The organism is Neobacillus sp. FSL H8-0543, from assembly GCF_038592905.1.
Lineage (GTDB): Bacteria > Bacillota > Bacilli > Bacillales > Cytobacillaceae > Neobacillus.
Map to the genome: position 1 here is coordinate 5141807 of NZ_CP151943.1, position 20037 is coordinate 5161843.

Genomic DNA, 20037 nt, shown 5'->3' on the forward strand with positions numbered 1-20037 from the left:
TATGAAAGCCATTGTATTAAGAGAAATTGGCGGTCCAGAACAGTATCAATTTGAAGAAATTGACACACCTTCACCAGGTCGGAATGAAGTGTTAATTCGTTTACGTGCAGCAGCCTTCAACCGCCGTGATATTTTTGTCCGAAAAGGGGAATATCCGGGGATTCGATTACCAGCGACTCCTGGAGCAGATGGTGCAGGTGAAATCGTAGCCGTTGGCGATGATGCCACCAATTTACCAGTAGGCAGTAAGGTAGTCATCTATCCAGCTATTAACTGGGGAGATGAAGAAAGAATTTATCGAAAGGACTTTTCGATTGTTGGCGTTCCTACTAATGGCACCTTTGCTGAATTCATTAAAGTTCCAATGGAGAATGTATTTTTAAAACCGGATTATCTTTCGTGGGAAGAAGCAGCAGCACTTCCGTTAGCTGGTTTAACAGCCTATCGTTCTTTAGTGACTCGAGGACAGTTAAAAGCAGGGGAAAATGTTCTGATTCCTGGGATTGGAGGAGGTGTTGCTACGTTCTTGCTGCAAGTAGCCGCTGCACTTGGTGCGAAGGTATATGTTACTTCAAGCAGTGACGACAAAATTAACAAAGCCATTTCTTTAGGAGCATCGGGTGGGGTCAATTACCAAGAGGAAAACTGGGACAAAAAATTAAGAGAATGGATGCCAGACGGAGCCGATTTATGTGTGGATAGTGTTGGGGGTAAATCCTTTCAAAAGCTTCTCAATATTACGAAACATGGAAGTCGCATCGTTACATTCGGAGCAACCGCAGGCCCAGTTCCACAACTTGTCATGCCGAAAATATTTTTAAAACAGCTTGATATTTTAGGAACAACCATGGGGTCTCCAAGTGAATTTCACAATATGCTCTCGTTCTATTCTGAAAACCTAATCCATCCGGTTATTGATTCGATATACTCCTTTGAAGAAATAACCGAGGCTCAAAGAAGAATGGAACAAGGGAATAATTTCGGAAAAATTGTGGTTACATTCCCATGGAGTGAAGAAAGTATTTAAGGAGGTTGAAAATGAGTAGGCCTATTTTAACAGAAGAGCACGAGATGTTTAGGCGGTCGTTAAGGAAGTTTTTGGAGAAGAATGCTAGCCCCTTTTATGAACAATGGGATCAAGAAAAGCTTGTTCCAAGGGATTTCTGGAAAGTAATGGGTGAAAATGGTTTTCTTTGTCCTTGGGTTGATGAAAAGTATGGAGGAGCCAACGCAGACTTTGGTTATTCGGTCGTTATTAATGAGGAACTAGAAAGAGTTGGCAGTGGGTTAGTCGGTATCAATAATCACAATGATATCGTCGTTCCATATATTAATTCTTTTGGAAACGAGGAGCAAAAGGAAAGATGGTTACCGGGATGTCTAACGGGTGATTCAATTTCAGCAATTGCCATGACAGAACCAGGGTCTGGCTCTGATTTAGCTGCTATTAAAACTACAGCAAGAAAAGAAGGAGATTACTATATTGTAAACGGTGCTAAAACGTTTATTACCAGTGGAATCCATGCTGATCTTGTCGTACTCGTTTGCAAGACAGACCCAAAAGCTGAGCCTGCTTACAAAGGAATTAGTTTATTAGTAGTAGAGGCTGGAACACCGGGATTTAGTAAATCAAAACAGCTTAGTAAATTAGGACAGCATTGCTCAGATACCGCCGAGCTTGTGTTTGAGGATGCAAGAGTTCCAGTTGCTAATTTACTAGGTGAAGAAGGAAAAGGTTTTTATTACTTAATGGAAAAACTACAGCAGGAAAGATTATTAGTTGCCGTCGGTGCAGTCGCAGTAGCTGAAAGAATGTTCGAAATTACAAAAGAATATGTGAAACAAAGAACCGCCTTTGGTAAATCAATAAGCCAATTCCAAAATACTCAATTTAAAATGGCTGAAATGGCGACAGAAATTCAAATTGCTCGGGTTTTTGTTGATAATCTGATAGCAAACCATATCGACAAAAAAGAGGTTGTTACGCAGGTATCAATGGCCAAATGGTGGGTAACAGATCTGGCAAAAAAGGTTGCATCACAGTGCCTGCAGTTACATGGTGGTTACGGTTATATGGAGGAATATGAGATAGCAAGAAGATTTAGAGATATACAAGCAACATCTATTTATGCAGGTACAAATGAGATTATGAAATCGATTATTGCTAAAAAACTAGAATTGTAGATTGATTGAGTATCTAGTAAGTTTCTCTGATTTGCAAGGAAGTGTAGTGTTTAATCCCAATCCAATTTAACCCCTTAAGGAGGGCGAAAGTTAATGAAAAAAGTTAATTTAGGATTAATCGTTTTAATGCTTCTAATGTTTGCTGCGTTAGCTGGATGTAGTGAAGGTTCTGAAAAATCATCAGGCAGCTCGTCAGATACTATAGAAATTGGAGTAGTGCTAGCGACATCTGGGCCTATTGCTCAAACAGGAACTTGGGTTCTAGACGGCCATAAAGCGGCTGAAAAAGAGATCAACGATAATGGTGGATTTAAGGTTGGCGATAAAACCTACAAAATCAAGATTGTCCATTACGATTCAGAGGGAAGAGCAGAATCAGCAACAGCCGCGACTGAAAAACTAATTAACCAAGATAAAGTACCAGTGATCCTTGGAACATCCATCAGCTCGGAAACAGCGGCAATGATTCCGATTGCTGAACGTGCTAAAACCCCATTAATGACTTTTGTTGCTGCAAGTGACATCTTAACCTCACAAGGAGCTAATTTCTTTTCTCAAGCTGCTCCTGCAAACAAAAACTATGTTAATGCGGGAACAAAGACTATGAAAGACATGGGAATGACAAATGTTGCCGTTATTTATGTAGATGATGCTTGGGGTCAATCCTATGCAAAACTTTACCCACCAGTTATGGAAAAGGAAGGAATTAACATAGTTACAACTGAAAAATTCGCGCCTGAACAAAATGAATTTATGACGATGCTAAATAAAATTAAAGCCAAAAACCCAGATGGAATTTTACTAGCTGCTGAAACTGAACTTGCGATTCCATTAATAAAACAGCTTGAGGAAGTAATGCCAGATGTGAAGATTATGGAAACAGGTGGTACCATTCCTGAAGAGTTAATTAAATTGGCACCTAGTGCAGCAGAAGATATTGTTACTCTAAGTCGTGCGGGTGCAGAAACACCTGAAATCAAAACGTTCAAGGAATTATTCTCAAAATCGTATGATTACGAAGCAAATTCGTTTAGCTACTCCGGCTATGATGGAATCCATTTTATGGTCGATGCTATGGTGAAAGCAGGAACAGTTACTGATAAAGATAAGATAAACAAGGAGATCCGTGGTGCACAGTATAAGGGTCTAATTGGAACATACAGCTTCAACGAAAAGGGAGAAAACAATTTGCTAGGAAATCGCGCGATTATCAAAGACGGCAAAGTGATTTATCAAACGGTTGATCAACCCTTACCGTAGAAGAAATTATAGGGGCAGAGATCTAGGTCTTTTGCCCCTTTGATAAAGACAGGAGGTAAATCATGGCAGATCAAATCATGCAATCCATTTTGAATGGCTTGGTAAGTGGCAGCATTTACGGATTAATGGCTATTGGCTTTACCCTAGTGTTTGGTATCATGCATGTGATTAACCTTGCACATGGTGAGCTATATATGCTTGGGGCTTTTTCGACCTTTATCATGGTCGGTGTTTACCAGCTCAATTTCTTTGTGGCGATAGCGGCTGCAATGTTGATTGTTGGCTGTTTAGGATTTTTAATTGAACGCTTTATATTCCGACCGCTACGAAATACACCGATGTTGAATACATTACTGGCATCCATTGGACTTTCGATATTTATCAGTAATTTGGTGTTAAAGATTGCTGGAACAGGAATGAGGAGCATACCCTCACCATTTTCCGAGAAAAACTTTGAAATTTTTGGTGCAGTCATCTCGACACATCGTTTAATGGTCCTTCTGTTGACTGGATTATTAGTTGGTTTGTTATTCTGGATAATTAAATTCACAAAATTCGGGAGATCACTCCGTGCAACATCTCAGGACCAAGATGCATCAGCATTAATGGGAGTTAATATAAATCTTACCTATGGAATCGTGTTCGCGATTAGCGCGGGAATGGCTGCCATGGCAGGGGGATTAATTGGTTCGTTATATGTGGTAGATCCAACTATGGGTCTAGGGCCTGGGTTAAAAGCATTTATTATCGTAATCCTTGGTGGCATGGGCAGTATAGTAGGTGCAATAGCTGGAGCGTTTATTATGGGGTATGCAGAAACCTTTACCTCCTTATTCTGGTCCGCATCCTATCAAGACCTAGTAGGGTATATCATACTTATATTGGTCCTGCTATTAAAACCAAATGGTCTATTTGGAGGGGTGAAAAGATGAGCAATAAACGTATCAAAATAGGGGCAATATTCCTTACATTGGTCATCCTTCTTGTTATGCCGTTGTTTCTAGACTTGTACTTAGTTCATATCCTAAATCAAATAGGAATTATGGTCATATTGACGGCAAGTCTTAACTTGATGGTCGGTTATACTGGGCAACTCTCCTTTGCACATATTGGATTGTTTGCTGTCGGAGCCTACACAAGTGCGATATTGACAACCACGGCTGGCTTTTCCTTTTGGACTGCTTTTCCAATCGCAGCCATAATTGCCGGAATCTTTGGATTCATCATTGGTTTACCGGTATTGAGATTTAAAACCCACTTTTTTGCGATTGTTACCATGGCATTCGGTGAAATTATTCGATTAACAATCTACAACTTAAGAGATTTAACTGGCGGGCCAAATGGTATTTATAATATCCCGTTTCCAACAAACTTCTTTGGGCTTGATTTTGCACTGCGCGAGCATTTTTATTATTTGATTTTGGTAAGTGCCATAATTGTCATCCTACTAGTTAAGTTTTTAATCAATACTAGAACCGGTAGAGCGATGATCGCGATTCGTGAAAATGAGAACTTCGCGTTATTTGTTGGAATCAATACCTGGAGGGTTAAGATATTTGCCTTTACAATAAGCGCAGCTATCGCAGGATTTGCCGGGAGTCTATATGCTCACTATAACTCTTATATCTCACCCTATTCGTTTACGATTTCAGAATCTGTCAGTGTTTTGCTAATGGTAATTATCGGTGGAATGGGAACAATCATTGGGCCAATTCTTGGTACAACCTTCCTTACGTTTTTACCTGAATTACTAAGAAGTGTATCCGAATACCGTATGGTCATCTATGGTGGTTTACTCGTGTTAACGATTATGTTTATGCGTGATGGTATTTTAGGTGTCATTAAGAGTATAAAGTTTAAGAAGGATGGCGACAAACGCGTAAAAATAGAAAAGCCGCTGCCAAGTGGAAGGGAGGAAACGACCATTGCTGGAAGTGAAAGGAATTAGCCGTTTTTTTAAAGGATTAGTCGCATTGGACAATGTTTCATTTAATGTTGAACAAGGGGAAATTCTTGGTATTATCGGCCCTAATGGCGCTGGTAAAAGTACTCTTTTCAATTGTATCACCTGTTTTTTTCCTCCATCTGAGGGACATGTTTTATTTGAAGGCAAGAAAATCACCGGACTAAATCCATATCAGGTGACTGAATTAGGTTTAACGAGAACGTTTCAGCACACACAGGTTTTCCCAAAACTATCAGTCTACGAAAATATAATTACAGGCCAGTATGTGATTAAGAGAAAGGATTCTTCCAGAACGAAAGCACAGCTCGATTTAAAGGCAAACGAGATAATGGAGTTTGTTGGCGTCAGTCAGTTTAAGGATACGGTCGCTGGAAACTTAAGCTTAGGCTATCAAACAAGATTGGCAATTGGGATTGCCCTGGCAACAGAACCAAAGTTGTTTCTATTGGATGAACCTGCAGCGGGAATGAATCCGGAGGAAACAAACCAATTAGTCACTCTATTACGCGAAATTCGCGACCAATTAGGTGTGACGGTTATTCTAATCGAGCATGATATGAAAGCGGTAATGGGCTTGTGTGATAGGATCGTTGTTTTGGAGTACGGGAAGAAAATTGCTGAAGGCACACCACAGGAAATTCAAGAAAATCCTCGAGTTATTGAAGCCTATTTAGGGAGTGAGTCTCTTGCTTAAAATTAATAATCTCCAGGTTAAATACGATAAAGTCCAAGTGATCCATGATGTATCCTTAGAGGTGAAGGAAGGAGAAATTGTAACTTTAATTGGCTCAAATGGCGCTGGGAAGACAACCCTTTTACGAACGATTTCTGGTATTAAGAAAGCATCAGGTGGTTCTATTTCATTTTTGGGAAAACCGATTCACCAGCTTTCCTCCCATAAAATTGTTGATTTAGGAATTGGGCATGTCCCTGAGGGTAGACATGTGTTTCCAGATATGTCGGTATATGAAAATTTACAAATGGGTGCCTTTCGTCGAAAGGATTCCCAAGCTGCAATTAAGAACGACTTAGAGCATATTTTTGATATATTCCCACGTCTTAAGGAAAGAAGTCAGCAGTTGGCCGGCACGTTGAGCGGTGGAGAACAACAAATGCTGGCGATTGGCCGTGCGATAATGTCAAAACCGAAGCTATTTTTGTTTGATGAGCCATCTCTTGGGATCGCTCCGTTAATTGTTGCCGAAATCTTTCGGATGATAAAAAGGATGAACGAAGAAGGCTCAACGATTCTTCTAGTGGAGCAAAATGCAAATGCTGCTTTAAAAATCTCTGACAGGGCTTATACACTCGAAACAGGTAGAGTTAGTCTTGAAGGAAAATCGTCAGAATTACTTAATGATGATCGCGTAAGGAAAATTTATCTGGGTTTTTAATTCTTTTAGGAGGTGTTGGAGAATGGTTTATGAAACGATTCTTTATAAAGAGTCTATTGAAGAGGGAATAGCTTGGGTGACGATGAACCGACCGAAAAAAAGAAATGCGATTAATAAACAAATGATCATTGAAATGGGTGAGGCCTTTAGAAAGGCTGAAAACAACGAAGATATTCGGGTCATTATCTTTAATGGGGAGGGGTCAAGTTTTTCAGCGGGACATGATCTATCTGTTGAGGAACATTACCCTAGTACTTCCGAAGAACGCATTAAGTGGGAGCGGAAATATTACTTTGACGAAATTATGTACCTCCGAAATATCCGTAAACCATTAATCTCTCAGGTACATGGGCATTGTATTGCAGCGGGGTTGGTGCTAGCACTTGTTGCAGATATCGTGATTGCCTCAGAGGATGCTATTTTTAATGATCCAGTGGTAAGAATGGGTGCAAATAGTCAAGAAGTGATGATTTTACCATGGGTTGTCGGTGAGAAAAAGGCGAAGGAATTATTATTTACTGGTGATAGCTTGACAGCTATAGAGGCTGAACGCTTTGGAATGGTCAATAAGGTCGTTCCGAGGGAGGAGTTAGAAACCACTGTTTATGAAATGGCTAAAAGAATCGCACTCATGCCACCCGTAGCCGTTTCCTTAGTCAAAGAATCCATAAATAATACATTAGACAATATGGGATATACCAATTCTATGAAAATGCATTTTACCTCCCACCTCTTGAGTCACTCAACGGTTGAAGCGAGTCAAGGCATGGGCACTGATAAACGAACCAATTTAAAAAGTTATTTTGAACAACGGGATAAATCATTTAAGTCATAAAATCAGCAAACTATTAGGAGGCGAATAAATGACCAGTTTACCATATACCAAGGAGCATGAAATTTTCCGGGCAACCGTTCGTAAATTTCTTGATAGAGAAGCGGCTCCCTATTTTAATGAGTGGGAACAAAATAAATGTATCCCAAAAACGTTCTGGGGAAAATTGGGTGAACAAGGTTATTTGTGTCCGTGGGTAGAGGAAAAGTATGGCGGACTAGAAACGGATTGGTATTATTCTGTGATTCTTTATGAAGAATTTGAGAAAATAGGGTCTGGAATGTCAGGTATCGGCCTTCACAGTGATATCGTTATTCCTTATCTTCATTCCTTTGGAAATGAACAACAGAAGCAAAGATGGTTACCTCCGAGTATTAACGGTGAGATCATTTCGGCCATTGCCATGACCGAACCAGGGGCTGGGTCTGATCTTGCAGGTATTAAAACCACTGCAACAAAGGATGGAGAAGATTATATTATTAATGGGGAGAAAACTTTTATCACCAATGGGTACACAGCCGATCTAGTTATCGTGGTTTGTAAAACCGATCCAAAAGCGATACCAGTCCATAGAGGGATGAGCCTGTTTATTGTTGAAGCGGGTACACCCGGTTTTACAAAAGGTAAAAAGCTTAATAAGGTTGGCCAACATGCAAATGATACATGCGAGTTAATTTTCGATAATGTGAGGGTGTCAAAAGATCATTTACTAGGTGAAGAAGGCAAAGGATTCTATTATTTAATGCAAAAGCTACAGCAAGAACGTCTTCTTTGTGCACTAGGCGGTATTGTTTCTGCAGAAGAAATGCTTAAAATGACCATCAACTATACAAAACAACGTGAAGCGTTTGGAAAGAAAATTAGTCAGTTTCAAAATACCCAATTTGAGTTGGCAGAAATGGCGACAGAAATTACTATCGGTAGAACGTTTGTCGATGATCTTATTACCAAACATATAGACGGAAAAAACATCGTTAACGAAGTGTCGATGGCAAAATGGTGGATTACTGATCTTGCTAAAAAAGTATCTTCACGCTGTATGCAGTTACACGGTGGCTATGGATATATGGAAGAGTATGAGATTGCAAGAAAATATCGAGATTTAGCCGTAACATCGATTTATGCAGGGACTAACGAAATAATGAAAAGTATCATTGCGAAGAATATAGGACTTTAAGACTGTTTTAAATTTGAATCTAAATTCAAAAAATAAATGATTTGTAAAATTATAAGAAAATTGTTATTATTTAATTAATATAATGAAAACGGTAACATCTTTCTGTCAATAAAGGAGATGAATCAATTGTCATTACCACTTGAAGGAGTACGTGTCCTTGATCTTACAAGGCTACTCCCAGGGCCATATTGTTCATTATTACTTGCAGACTTTGGTGCAGATGTCATAAAGGTTGAAGATCCAAAAATCGGGGATTATGCTCGCTGGTATGAACCTAAAGTTGCTGATCAAAGTGCGATGTTCATTTCACTTAATCGAAATAAACGCAGCATTACTTTGGATCTAAAGACAGAAAAAGATAAAGAAGTGTTTATTGATCTAATAAGGACCTCGGATGTATTAATCGAATCATTCCGTCCAGGTGTCATGGAGCGCCTTGGACTTGGTTATGAGGAATTGAAAAATCAGAATCCTAGGCTCATATATTGCGCAATAACAGGGTATGGACAAACAGGTCCATATGCAAAAGAACCGGGACATGATTTGAATTTTTTAAGTTATGCCGGATTGCTACATTTACAAGGTGTAGCAAACGGGAATCCACAGATGTCCTCCGTTCAAATTGGAGACATTGGTGGCGGGTCGTTAATGGCTACTGTAGGAATCTTGTTATCTATTATTGATGCTAAGAAAACAGGTAAAGGGCAATTTGTCGATATTTCCATGTTAGATGGTGCCGTTTCTTGGATGCAAACGATTCTCCCAGATTATTGGGCGAGTAACAAGCTGCCGAACCGTGGGGAGCTGGTCTTAAACGGCGGAAAAGCCTGTTACGAGGTCTATCGTACCAAGGATGACCGATTCCTTTCTGTTGGCGCGCTGGAATTTAAGTTTTGGAGAAACTTTTGCCAAGTGATAGGCAAGGAAGAATTGATTGATCGACTAGATGATCCAGTCGAACAACAGCAGAAAATGAAGGTAGAAATCCAAGAAGTTATACTCCAAAGGTCATTAGCAGAATGGCTGGTTGATTTTGAAGGTGTTGATGCCTGCGTTTCTCCTGTGTTGACTCCACAAGAAATGGTTGAAAACCCGCAAATAATACATCGTGAAATGATTGAAGAAATCAATCATCCAGAGGCAGGTATCCTAAAGCAAATTGCTAATCCGATCAAGCTATCGGGTCAAAGGTTAAAGTTACGCCGCCACGCACCAAGGCATGGTGAACACAATGTTGAAATTATTAACGAGTTAGCCAATAGGTAGCCTAAAGGGAGTTGTCGAGTAATGAGTGAAAAAACGATTGAAGATGCACTAGACTTACAATCCTCTGGAAAATTAACGGAATTAAGAGAAAGGGTTAGACGTTTTATTGATGAAAAGGTCATCCCCGCTGAGGTCGTTTTTGAAAGTGGTGGTGCAGAAGCCGATGAAATGCTCCTAGAATTACAAACGCAAGCAAAGCATGAAGGTCTATGGGCTCTGGGTTTGCCAACGGAAATCGGTGGTGGCGGCTTATCGTTTATGGATTATGTGCTGATTAATGAAATCGTTGGGCGTTCAGAGTTAGCCATGTTTGCCCTGGGCACTCATACTGCACAGGATGCAACAATGCTCAACCTTTTCGGGACACCGCGGCAAAAAGAAAGCTGGTTATATCCTATGGTAAGAGGTGAAATAAATCCTTCTGTTGCTCTTACAGAACCTGAAGTGGCAGGGTCGGATCCAACATTAATTAAAACTGTGGCAGTCCTCGATGGTGACGAATGGGTAATCAATGGTCATAAATGGTTTACTACTGGGGCGAATCGTGCAGCTTTTACAACCGTCTTTTGTGTTACCGAGCCAGATGAACCTCGTCACAAAAGAGCTTCGATGATTATCGTCCCGACAAATACGCCAGGGTATGAAATCGTCAGAGTTGTGCCGACAATGGGGCATCAACATGGCGGCCATTGTGAAGTAAGACTTACGAATGTTAGGGTGCCAAAAGGTAATTTGTTAGGAACCCGCGGGGAAGGCTTCTTTATTGCTCAAAAACGGTTAGGTCCAGGAAGAATCTTTCATTGTATGAGATGGCTGGGGCAGGCGCAAAGAGCATTTGATTTAATGTGTAATCGGTCTTTAAACAGGTATGCTCATGGCTCGTTATTGTCAGAAAAACAAATGATTCAAAAATATATTGCTGATTCGGCAACTGAAATCCAAGCAGCACGATTAATGACCTTAGAGGCTGCCAAAAAAATTGACCAAGGTAATGAAGCGCGCGTGGAAATCGCAATGATTAAGGTCTTTGGAGCAAAAGTCCTCCATGATGTGATTGATCGGGCAATCCAAGTCCATGGTGCACTAGGTGTCACTAGTGATACACCATTAGAAAAAATGTACCGTGAAGCCCGCTATGCCCGGATTTATGATGGTCCAGATGAAGTTCATACTGCTTCCATTGCCAGAAGGATTTTAAAAATCTACAAAGAGGGGGAAAGCTGGAGTCCTGATGGGAATTAACTAGAATGAAGGAGGTTTTTAAATGGAAAACCAAGCTGTAATAACAGAAGTGGAAAATGGTGTTGCCGTCATCACCTTGAATGAACCCAAATCATTAAATTCACTCTCAGTTGAAATCGTCGAAGGACTAACAAAGTCACTTCAGTCAATAAAGCATGATCCTACTGTCCGTGCAGTAATTTTAACTGGTAATGGGAAGGCATTCTGTGCTGGTGGCAATATTAAAAGTTTTTCTAGTATTACATCTGCAGCAAGTGGCAGAAAGTATATGCATGAAACAGGTGGTTTCATTAAAGATTTGGTTCAAATGGAAAAGCCAGTGATAGCAGCAGTTAATGGGTATGCAGTTGGAGCAGGCTTTAGTATCGCAATCGCCTGTGACTTTGTGATTGCCTCACCACATTCCAAATTTGCATTGGGCTTTCATAAAGTTGGACTCGTTCCCGATCTAGGAGGTTTATATCATTTGCCAAGAATGGTGGGAATGGCTAGAGCGAAAGAATTAGCTTTTTCAGACCGAACACTTTCAGCAACAGAAGCAAAAGAATATGGGATCTGCCTTGAAGTAGTTGAAGAGGAACAATTATTAATTCGTGCAATGGCAATGGCTTCATCCTTTGCTTCAAGTCCAACCATTGCCATTGGGTTAGCAAAAGGAATATTAAATCGTAGCTTTGAATCTTCATTAGAAGATGTTCTCCGTGAAGAAGGAATGGTTCAAGGTATTTCTTTTACAACTGAGGATCACAAAGAGGGAGTAAGAGCCTTTATTGAAAAAACAAAACCAACCTTTACTGGTTCATATTCCTAGGAAAGAAAATCAAAGGAGGTTTTTATTATGAAAGGCTGGCTTGTAAAAGAGCTTGGGGAACCGCAGGATGCCTTACAAATATCAAAAATGGAAAAGCCGGAACCAAAAGATGGAGAGGTTTTAATTAATGTAAAAGCCGCAGCGCTTAATTTCTTTGATATTCTCTTGTGCCAAGGTAAATACCAGGAAAAGCCGCCACTTCCGTTTACGATTGGATCTGAGGTTGCTGGCGTTGCCGTTAAAACAACGGTGGGTAGTCGCTTTAAGGAAGGACAGCGAGTATTAGCACTGCCTAAGCTGCCAAATGGTGGATTGGTCGACTACATAACTGTTGAGGAAAACTCGGTCTATCCCATTCCAGATTCCATGAGCTGGAATGAAGCTGCCGCATTGTTTATTACCTATCATACCTCTTATTACTCATTAACTAATCGTGCTGCACTACAGGAAGGCGAAGTGCTACTCGTCCACGCTGGAGCGGGTGGAGTGGGCTCCGCTGCCATCCAATTAGGTAAAGCGGCAGGGGCATATGTGATAGCAACCGCGGGAGGTTCTGAGAAGACGAAGATTTGTCAGGAACTCGGAGCAGATGTTGTAATTGATTATTTAAAAGAGGACTTTGTCGAGGTTGTTAAAAAGGAAACCAATGGTAAAGGTGCAAATGTCATATTTGATCCGGTCGGTGGCAATGTTTTTGATCGATCAAGGAAATGTATTGCCTTTGATGGAAGAATCCTCGTGATTGGCTTTGCAGGTGGAGAGATTCCTACTATTCCAGCCAACCACGTATTAGTCAAAAATTACTCTATTGTCGGCGTTCATTGGGGACTCTTTAATCGATTAAATCCTGACAAGGTGTTTAAGGAGCATGAAGAACTCATGTCACTTTATGAGCAAGGAAAAATTAAGCCACTGATTTATAAAGAATATGCTTTTGAGGAAGTACCTGAAGCCCTCGATTTACTAGCTTCAAGGAAAACCTGGGGTAAAGTTGTTGTCAAAGTATGGCTTTAAATTACTGAAAATTTAGTATAAATGAAAAATAATATAAAAATCTAATGAGAGAAGGGGAATAACAAATGCAAATACAAGATGCAATTGCCATCGTAACGGGTGGGGCTTCTGGACTAGGTGAAGCGACGGTCAGAAATATTGTCAAAAATGGTGGAAAGGCTGCAATCCTTGATCTTTCAGAAGACAGAGGAAAGAATCTAGCTGAAGAATTAGGAGAAAATGCCATTTACTTTAAAACAAATGTAACAAGCGAGGAAGACGTCCAACAGGCGATTGATGGAACCATTGCACAATTTGGTAGCATCAATACGGTTGTGAACTGTGCAGGTATAGGCCTTGGTGAAAAAACGGTGAGTCGGAATAAGGCCCATGGATTTGATAGTTTTAAAAAAGTGATAGAGATAAATTTAATTGGTACGTTCAATGTAATCAGACTTGCTGCAGAAAAATTGGTAACCAACCAACCTAATCAAGAAGGTGAACGTGGTGTTATTATCAATACGGCTTCTGTAGCCGCTTTTGACGGTCAAATTGGTCAAGCAGCCTACAGTGCTTCTAAAGGTGGAGTTGTTGGCATGACGTTGCCAATTGCTCGCGACCTTGCAAAATCTGGGGTTAGAGTTGTAACGATTGCTCCTGGTTTAATTGAAACACCATTATTCGGGACACTCTCTGACCAAGCTAGAACGGCATTGGAATCTCAAGTTCCGTTCCCTTCAAGGCTAGGACGCCCTTCCGAATACGCCCAATTAACGCAGTCAATTATCGAAAATGTCTTACTAAACGGCGAAACCATTCGTTTAGATGGTGCGATCCGTATGGCTCCTAGATAAGGTTGATTTCTAGAAAACGAGGAAAAGGGATGGTGAGTATGAAGTTATTTAGCTTAGAAAATAAAGTGGCAGTAGTTACCGGTGGCAACCGTGGTTTAGGTCGAGCGATTGCCTTAGCATTAGCTGAAGCTGGTGCAGATATCGTAGTGGTTGGTAGAGATGAGCAAAAAAACCAGCAGGTTGTTTCAGAAGTTCAAGAAAAAGGTAGAAAGGCTCTAAGCCTTTCTACTGACCTTATGAATATAGATGCGATTGGTGAAATGGTAGGAACAGTTGTTGAGCAGTTTGGAAAACTAGATATCTTAGTTAATAATGCCGGTGTTTCCCATACACAGAGTGCTCTTGAGATTTCGGAAAAAGATTGGGATAAGGTAATGGATTTAAACGTTAAATCACTATTCTTTTGCTGTCAGGCAGCAGGTAGGGTTATGAAGGAACAAGGTTTTGGAAAGATTATTAATTTAGCATCTGTAGCCGGTGCCGTCGGTGACTTGGGAATTAGTCCTTATACTGCTAGTAAGGCTGCTGTCATCAATCTAACCAGATCACTTGCCCTCGAATGGGTAAGGCTTGGTATCCAAGTAAACGCGATTGGTCCTGCGTATATTGAAACAGATATGAATAGTGAGGCATTAAGCAATCCTAAAGTTCGAGGGAAAATTATTGGTAAAACACCCATGCAAAGACTAGGTGAATCCGATGAATTAGCCGGAACAGTCCTATTACTAGCTTCTGATGCAAGTAGCTATATAACAGGGCAGACAATCTTTGTTGATGGTGGATGGCTCGCTCAATAATTGGGAAGTTAGGGTGGTGATTACATGTCAAGCACGATGAAGGCAGCGGTATATTATGGACCTCGAGATCTAAGAGTAGATTCCGTCCCAATCCCTGAGGTTGGTCAGAATGACATCCTCTTAAAAGTAAAGTACTGCGGAATTTGTGGTTCAGATGTACATAGCTATGGAACAGGACTTTACATCAATAAAGGGCAAATAATGGGTCATGAATTTTCTGGTGAAGTGGTAAAGGTCGGTAAGAACGTAACAAATATCCGTGTAGGTGAAAGAGGAACAGGTTTTTATGCAGGTGTATGTGGGACCTGTTATTGGTGTAAAAATCATCAGCATACTCTTTGTCCTGAACTGTTCAAAAATTCAACAGGTTATGGACTACCAGGGGCCTTTGCCGAATATGTGAAAATTCCCAATGCATTGCCGGGAATCAATTATCACCAAATCCCAGATGAAATCGATGATGTCACGGCTGCAACCATTGAACCCGTGTCGGTTTCTGCTCTTACGGTAGACCTTTGCCAACCCAAGCAAGGTGACCAAGTGGTTGTCATGGGGGCCGGTTTAATCGGAAATGTTGTCATGCAGGTGTTTAAAGCATCAACTGCCAGTAAAGTAATTGTAACGGAAGTTTCTGAAAAACGTCTACAGGCTGCCATCGAATCCGGTGCTGATATTGTTATCAATGCAGCAAGGGAGAATGTTGTGGAAAGGCTGAAAGACCTTGTGGGGATTGGACCTTATCACTTTAATGAAGGAGCGATGGCAGATATAGTCGTCGATGCGGCAGGTGCACCATCAGCAGTAGAACAATCGTTTGAGATTGTCCGAAGTGGTGGAACGATTGCTTTTGTAGGACTCCCCGAGAATAAAGCAGCGATAGATACGACTAAAATTGTCCATAAAACCCCAAGAATCATTGGCTGTTTAGGTGGGAACTTTGTTAAAGCTATTTCACTCCTACGGGAAGGTAAAGTAAAAACGAGGCCATTGGTTTCACACACTTTTCCTTTGGAACATGCACAAGAAGCATTTGAGACGCAAATGAATCCTCATAAATCTGTAAAGGTAATGATAGAGTACTAAATTTATCTTTTTTAAAAGGAGAAAAATATGAGATTAAAGGGTCAAGTCGCAATTATTACAGGAGCAGGTAGTGGTCAGGGAAAAGCAGCGGCGAGATTATTTGCCAATGAAGGCGCGGTCGTCATTATTGCCGAATGGAATGAAGAAAATGGGAAACAAGTGGAAGAGGAAATTGTTGCAAAGGGACAACAAGCCTTGTTTTTCCAAACGGATGTTTCTGATGAAGAGAATATCATTGCCCTCGTGAATGAGGTAATGGCCCGGTATGGAAGAGTCGATGTGGTTTTCAACAATGCAGGAGTAGGATTTTCATCCTCTTCAAAATTCAAAATGGATCGGTTAACAGATACACCATTGCAAGACTGGAACCAAATTCTAGCAATCAATTTAAATGGCGTTTATCTCCTATCAAAATATGTAATTCCTCTTATGAAAAAGCAAAATGGGGGAAGTATCATCAATAATTCCTCTTTAAATGGAATTATTGGCGTACCTGGCGCTGATGCCTATACAGCATCAAAAGGGGCTGTAGTGGCACTCACAAGGGTAATGGCAGTAGATTACGGCAAGTATAATATCCGTGTGAATTGCATATGCCCTGGAGCCATTGATACCCCAATGATCGCCGATGTATTAAAAAATGAAGCTTTTTCAACAGCCTTCACCTCCAATCCATTAAGAAGAGTCGGAAAACCAGAAGAGGTTGCTCATGCTGCATTATTCCTAGCTTCAGATGAATCCAGCTATATTACGGGTTTGATCATGCCAGTAGACGGCGGTGTCAGTGCCCAATAGAGTCGAAAAATTTAAGGGAGTGAGTATTTTGGCTGAAATTTATAAGAAGGATATTAACCTTGGTGATTACAGTAAAGAAGATTTAATTAAGTTTTATAAAGAAATGGTTAAAATCAGGAAATTCGATGAGAATTTAATCCGTTTAATGCATGAAGGAAAGGTTTCGGGATTCTATCATTCTGGTATTGGTTCAGAGGGTCTATCCGTTGGATCCATCGTTAATAATCTTCGTGACGAGGATTATATTTTCTACAACCACCGCGGTTGTAACCAAAAGATTGCTAAAGGGGTACCACTTTCAAAAATATATGGTGACTTTTTAGGCACGATAGAAGGAACCACTAAAGGTCTGGGTGCAGGGATTGTCCATAGTGCTGACCCTTCACGCGGAGTGTTAGGGCAATGTGGAACAATCGGATCTCAGTTTAACATCGTTGTAGGAACCGGTTACTCCACAAAATTACAAAACACTGACCAAGTATCAGTTTGTTATTTCGGTGATGGAGCAGCATCGAGAGAACCCCTCCATGGATCACTGAATTGGGCAGGTCTATATAAATTACCGGTTATATATATTTGTGAGAATAATGGTTATGCCATTTCTTCTACATTAGAAGAAACTCATTCGGTTAGAGAACATATCGCCGACTGGGCATGGGGCTATGGAATTCCAAGCTGTGTGGTCGATGGAAATGACGTTTTATTAATGAATAAGGTCGTTAAGGAAGCGATTGACAGAGCGCAAAGGGGAGAAGGTCCAACCTTTATTGAGGCACAGACTTTCCGTCACAGGGGTCATTTTGAAGGAGACGCCTATGATTATGTTGATAAAGCAGTGATAAACGATTGGAAAGAAAACAGAGACCCAATTAAAAACTATAAAAAACTATTGCTGGAAAATGAAATTTGTACTGAAAAGGATCTCTTAAGTATTGATGAGCAACTAGACCAGGAAATTCTTGAAGCAATTAAAGTGGCAGAAGAAGCGCCGCTGCCTGATCCAAGCAGAATTTATCAAGGATTATTTGCCTAAGGAGGGGTAAGGATGAGTACAAAAGTTAAAGTGAAAACGATTTCAATGCGTGATGCTATTATTGAAGCGTTAACTGAGGAAATGGAACGCGATGAAAAAACCGTTTTATTTGGTGAAGACGTTGGTAAGTTCGGCGGCATTAACGCTGTTACAAAAGGTTTATATGATAAATTTGGCGGAAAAAGAGTATTTGATACGCCAATCGCTGAGACAACCATTGTTGGTGCCGCTTTAGGCATGGCTATTACTGGGTTGAGGCCGATTCCGGAATTACAATTTGGTGATTTTGTTGGGATTGCCTTTGATGAGGTATTTAACAAACTCGGAAAATGGCGTTATATGCACGGGGGGCAAATGGAGGTCCCTGTCACACTAAGGCTGCCAATTGGGATTGCTGGAGGGGCTGGTCCTGAGCACTCACAAAGCCCTCAAGCATTATTCATGCATGCCCCCGGAGTGCAAATTGCCATTCCTTCTACGCCATATGATGCTAAGGGCTTATTAAAAACAGCCATTCGTGACAATAATGCCGTTCTCTTTTTTGAGCATAAGTTGCTATACGGAATGAAGGGCGAAGTGCCTGAGGAGGAGTACTTAATTCCATTAGGGAAGGCGGATATTAAACGTGAAGGAAGCGATGTAACAATTATCGCAACTGCACTGCAAGTTCACACTGCCTTAGATGCAGCCAAAACATTAGCAAAAGAAGGCATCCAAGTCGAAGTAGTCGATCCTCGCACACTTGCGCCTTTAGATAAAGAAACCATCCTTGGCTCCGTGAGAAAAACGGGGAGGGTTTTAATTGTTCATGAAGAACCAAAAACGGGTGGTTGCGGTGCAGAAATTGCCGCACAAATTTCAGAGGAAGCTTTATTCGACCTCCATGCTCCAATAAGAAGAATAGGAAGCCCGGATGTTCCAATCGCTCAAAGTATTTATTTAGAGCAATTCTACCGACCTAGTGAAGAACAAATAATCGAGGTAGTTAGGGAATTACTAGAATACTAAACAGATAGTCCGAATACATCTTAATGGTGTATTCGGAAGGTTATACATAATGAAGAAGGAGGAGAATTCGATGAATGAAGTAAAAATGCCTAGACTCGGAGTAACAATGAAAGCTGGGACAGTATCTTCCTGGTTAGTTGAGGAAGGTGATTATGTTGAAAAGGGTGATTATCTGTTTGAATTGGAAACAGAAAAATCAACAGTAGAAATCGAAGCAATGGCCTCAGGAGTTTTACGTAAGGTAATCATCCCAGAAGGTGAAGAAGTTTCCGTTAATACGGTCATTGCTATTATTGCCCAAGAGGATGAGGAGATTGATTTTACTCCATATTTTGAAACAAATCCTATTGAAGTTACAGAGACACAAACAGCGGCAACCGTCGAAGCTGTAGAAGAGAAACCAGTAGTAGCGAAGGTTGGCGGAGGTGGCAAAGTTGCGCCAAAGGCACGTCAGTTAGCTAAGCAATTAGGTGTTGTCCTCGAAACTGTAATTGGCACAGGAAGAGATGGGTTGATTACCGAAAAAGATGTGCAAAATGCGGTTAACCAAAATACATCCATTAGAGTCAAAGAAACCATTAGTTTAAATAATGTAAAGAAATCGATGTCAGAGAACATGTTGAATAGCTGGAGAAATATTCCTCAGTTTACTCAGATTGTCAGTGTCAACATGGAGAACGTCTTGAAGACAAAGAAAGAATTGGAGGGCGTTTCCATAAACGATTTGATTGTTAAGACAGTTGCAAATGTAGTTCAGGAGAATTTAATTGTCAATAGTAGTTTAGAAGACAATAAAATCCTTGTTTATGAGGATGTCAATATTTCAGTTGCCGTTAACAGCGAACAAGGCTTAGTCGTTCCAGTTATCAAAAACGCAAACAAAAAACTAATTTCTGAAATTTCGAGGGAAATCAAAGGTCTCTCAGAAAAGGCTCAAAATAATCAGTTGACGCTAGATGACTATGCACATGGAACAATTACTGTGTCAAATTTAGGGAGCCTAGGAATTGAAACAGGGACACCAATTATCAATATTCCGCAATCTACCATTATTTTTGCGGGTAGTATTCAAAGGGTTCCAGTCATTAACGAGTACGACGAAATTACGATTGCCTCAATGATGAAGCTTTCAATAGCCTATGATCACCGTTTTATCGACGGTGTTACTGCTGCAGGTTTCACAAATGCCTTAAAAGATGCTCTTGAGAATTTGTCTGTCAATTACCTTTCATAAGAGGGCCAGATTGGTTCTCTTCTTTGTCATTATTTATAAAATGGCTGTGTAATTGTTAGTGTTGATTTTTGCGAAATCCGCTTCGCTTTCCGCGGGTTCGCCGGTGAG

20 protein-coding genes are annotated in these 20037 nt (G+C 40.6%); all 20 read left to right on the forward strand.

The genetic code is table 11. The features are described 5' to 3' along the window. The first annotated feature begins 1 nt into the window (after position 1). The 20 genes from NSS81_RS25415 (at position 2) to NSS81_RS25510 (ending at position 19929) form a co-directional block, all read left to right on the forward strand. Positions 2-1027 carry a zinc-binding dehydrogenase gene (locus NSS81_RS25415; RefSeq protein ID WP_342431387.1) on the forward strand — a complete coding sequence of 342 codons (1026 nt, stop codon included), beginning with the start codon at positions 2-4 and terminating at the stop codon, positions 1025-1027. 11 nt (positions 1028-1038) lie between these two features. Continuing rightward, positions 1039-2184, forward strand: a complete 1146-nt coding sequence (locus NSS81_RS25420; RefSeq protein WP_342431388.1) for an acyl-CoA dehydrogenase family protein — start codon at positions 1039-1041, stop codon at positions 2182-2184. Between the two features lie 93 nt (positions 2185-2277). After that, positions 2278-3444: an ABC transporter substrate-binding protein gene (locus tag NSS81_RS25425; RefSeq protein ID WP_342431389.1), complete on the forward strand. Its 1167-nt coding sequence runs from the start codon at positions 2278-2280 to the stop codon at positions 3442-3444. A gap of 62 nt (positions 3445-3506) precedes the next feature. Beyond that, on the forward strand, positions 3507-4376 hold the full coding sequence (locus NSS81_RS25430) for a branched-chain amino acid ABC transporter permease (protein ID WP_342431390.1): 870 nt from the start codon (positions 3507-3509) through the stop codon (positions 4374-4376). Continuing rightward, positions 4373-5392: a branched-chain amino acid ABC transporter permease gene (locus NSS81_RS25435; protein WP_342431391.1), complete on the forward strand. Its 1020-nt coding sequence runs from the start codon at positions 4373-4375 to the stop codon at positions 5390-5392. The genes NSS81_RS25430 and NSS81_RS25435 overlap by 4 nt, the downstream gene beginning before the upstream one ends. Further along, positions 5379-6104, forward strand: coding sequence for an ABC transporter ATP-binding protein (locus NSS81_RS25440; RefSeq protein ID WP_342434143.1), 726 nt, complete (start codon positions 5379-5381; stop codon positions 6102-6104). The genes NSS81_RS25435 and NSS81_RS25440 overlap by 14 nt, the downstream gene beginning before the upstream one ends. Then, complete coding sequence (locus NSS81_RS25445; RefSeq protein ID WP_342431392.1) at positions 6097-6804, forward strand: ABC transporter ATP-binding protein; 708 nt, start codon at positions 6097-6099, stop codon at positions 6802-6804. Before NSS81_RS25440 ends, NSS81_RS25445 begins: the two co-directional genes overlap by 8 nt. Before the next feature lie 22 nt (positions 6805-6826). Then, positions 6827-7639: an enoyl-CoA hydratase gene (locus NSS81_RS25450; RefSeq protein WP_342431393.1), complete on the forward strand. Its 813-nt coding sequence runs from the start codon at positions 6827-6829 to the stop codon at positions 7637-7639. A gap of 28 nt (positions 7640-7667) precedes the next feature. Then, positions 7668-8813 (forward strand): acyl-CoA dehydrogenase family protein, encoded by a 1146-nt coding sequence (locus NSS81_RS25455; RefSeq protein WP_342431394.1) that lies wholly within the window; start codon positions 7668-7670, stop codon positions 8811-8813. A 126-nt stretch (positions 8814-8939) separates the two neighbouring features. Next, positions 8940-10079 carry a CaiB/BaiF CoA-transferase family protein gene (locus NSS81_RS25460; RefSeq protein WP_342431395.1) on the forward strand — a complete coding sequence of 380 codons (1140 nt, stop codon included), beginning with the start codon at positions 8940-8942 and terminating at the stop codon, positions 10077-10079. Between the two features lie 21 nt (positions 10080-10100). Beyond that, entirely contained in the window at positions 10101-11321 is a 1221-nt protein-coding gene (locus NSS81_RS25465) for an acyl-CoA dehydrogenase family protein (RefSeq protein ID WP_342431396.1), read from the forward strand. A gap of 22 nt (positions 11322-11343) precedes the next feature. Next, positions 11344-12132 (forward strand): enoyl-CoA hydratase, encoded by a 789-nt coding sequence (locus NSS81_RS25470; RefSeq protein WP_342431397.1) that lies wholly within the window; start codon positions 11344-11346, stop codon positions 12130-12132. A gap of 27 nt (positions 12133-12159) precedes the next feature. Further along, the gene (locus tag NSS81_RS25475; RefSeq protein WP_342431398.1) at positions 12160-13146 is read left to right on the forward strand and encodes an NADPH:quinone oxidoreductase family protein; all 987 of its coding nucleotides are present in this window, start codon (positions 12160-12162) and stop codon (positions 13144-13146) included. Positions 13147-13211: 65 nt separating this feature from the next. Then, complete coding sequence (locus NSS81_RS25480; RefSeq protein WP_342431399.1) at positions 13212-13979, forward strand: 3-hydroxyacyl-CoA dehydrogenase; 768 nt, start codon at positions 13212-13214, stop codon at positions 13977-13979. A gap of 38 nt (positions 13980-14017) precedes the next feature. Beyond that, on the forward strand, positions 14018-14776 hold the full coding sequence (locus NSS81_RS25485) for a glucose 1-dehydrogenase (RefSeq protein WP_342431400.1): 759 nt from the start codon (positions 14018-14020) through the stop codon (positions 14774-14776). 24 nt (positions 14777-14800) lie between these two features. Further along, positions 14801-15859: an alcohol dehydrogenase catalytic domain-containing protein gene (locus tag NSS81_RS25490; RefSeq protein ID WP_342431401.1), complete on the forward strand. Its 1059-nt coding sequence runs from the start codon at positions 14801-14803 to the stop codon at positions 15857-15859. A 27-nt stretch (positions 15860-15886) separates the two neighbouring features. Further along, on the forward strand, positions 15887-16654 hold the full coding sequence (locus tag NSS81_RS25495) for an SDR family NAD(P)-dependent oxidoreductase (protein ID WP_342431402.1): 768 nt from the start codon (positions 15887-15889) through the stop codon (positions 16652-16654). A 28-nt stretch (positions 16655-16682) separates the two neighbouring features. Continuing rightward, positions 16683-17687 (forward strand): thiamine pyrophosphate-dependent dehydrogenase E1 component subunit alpha, encoded by a 1005-nt coding sequence (locus NSS81_RS25500; protein ID WP_342431403.1) that lies wholly within the window; start codon positions 16683-16685, stop codon positions 17685-17687. A 12-nt stretch (positions 17688-17699) separates the two neighbouring features. Beyond that, positions 17700-18695, forward strand: a complete 996-nt coding sequence (locus tag NSS81_RS25505) for an alpha-ketoacid dehydrogenase subunit beta (protein ID WP_342431404.1) — start codon at positions 17700-17702, stop codon at positions 18693-18695. Between the two features lie 70 nt (positions 18696-18765). After that, positions 18766-19929, forward strand: coding sequence for a dihydrolipoamide acetyltransferase family protein (locus NSS81_RS25510; protein ID WP_342431405.1), 1164 nt, complete (start codon positions 18766-18768; stop codon positions 19927-19929). Positions 19930-20037: the final 108 nt, after the last annotated feature.

Bases quoted from the DNA above. Each gene is read 5' to 3' on its own strand.
- NSS81_RS25485 (WP_342431400.1), top strand. From the start codon at position 14,018: ATGAAGTTATTTAGCTTAGAAAATAAAGTGGCAGTAGTTACCGGTGGC.
- NSS81_RS25510 (WP_342431405.1), top strand. From the start codon at position 18,766: ATGAATGAAGTAAAAATGCCTAGACTCGGAGTAACAATGAAAGCTGGG.
- NSS81_RS25490 (WP_342431401.1), top strand. From the start codon at position 14,801: ATGTCAAGCACGATGAAGGCAGCGGTATATTATGGACCTCGAGATCTA.
- NSS81_RS25450 (WP_342431393.1), top strand. From the start codon at position 6,827: ATGGTTTATGAAACGATTCTTTATAAAGAGTCTATTGAAGAGGGAATA.
- NSS81_RS25455 (WP_342431394.1), top strand. From the start codon at position 7,668: ATGACCAGTTTACCATATACCAAGGAGCATGAAATTTTCCGGGCAACC.
- NSS81_RS25470 (WP_342431397.1), top strand. From the start codon at position 11,344: ATGGAAAACCAAGCTGTAATAACAGAAGTGGAAAATGGTGTTGCCGTC.
- NSS81_RS25475 (WP_342431398.1), top strand. From the start codon at position 12,160: ATGAAAGGCTGGCTTGTAAAAGAGCTTGGGGAACCGCAGGATGCCTTA.
- NSS81_RS25505 (WP_342431404.1), top strand. From the start codon at position 17,700: ATGAGTACAAAAGTTAAAGTGAAAACGATTTCAATGCGTGATGCTATT.
- NSS81_RS25425 (WP_342431389.1), top strand. From the start codon at position 2,278: ATGAAAAAAGTTAATTTAGGATTAATCGTTTTAATGCTTCTAATGTTT.
- NSS81_RS25480 (WP_342431399.1), top strand. From the start codon at position 13,212: ATGCAAATACAAGATGCAATTGCCATCGTAACGGGTGGGGCTTCTGGA.
- NSS81_RS25420 (WP_342431388.1), top strand. From the start codon at position 1,039: ATGAGTAGGCCTATTTTAACAGAAGAGCACGAGATGTTTAGGCGGTCG.
- NSS81_RS25495 (WP_342431402.1), top strand. From the start codon at position 15,887: ATGAGATTAAAGGGTCAAGTCGCAATTATTACAGGAGCAGGTAGTGGT.
- NSS81_RS25435 (WP_342431391.1), top strand. From the start codon at position 4,373: ATGAGCAATAAACGTATCAAAATAGGGGCAATATTCCTTACATTGGTC.
- NSS81_RS25415 (WP_342431387.1), top strand. From the start codon at position 2: ATGAAAGCCATTGTATTAAGAGAAATTGGCGGTCCAGAACAGTATCAA.
- NSS81_RS25465 (WP_342431396.1), top strand. From the start codon at position 10,101: ATGAGTGAAAAAACGATTGAAGATGCACTAGACTTACAATCCTCTGGA.
- NSS81_RS25430 (WP_342431390.1), top strand. From the start codon at position 3,507: ATGGCAGATCAAATCATGCAATCCATTTTGAATGGCTTGGTAAGTGGC.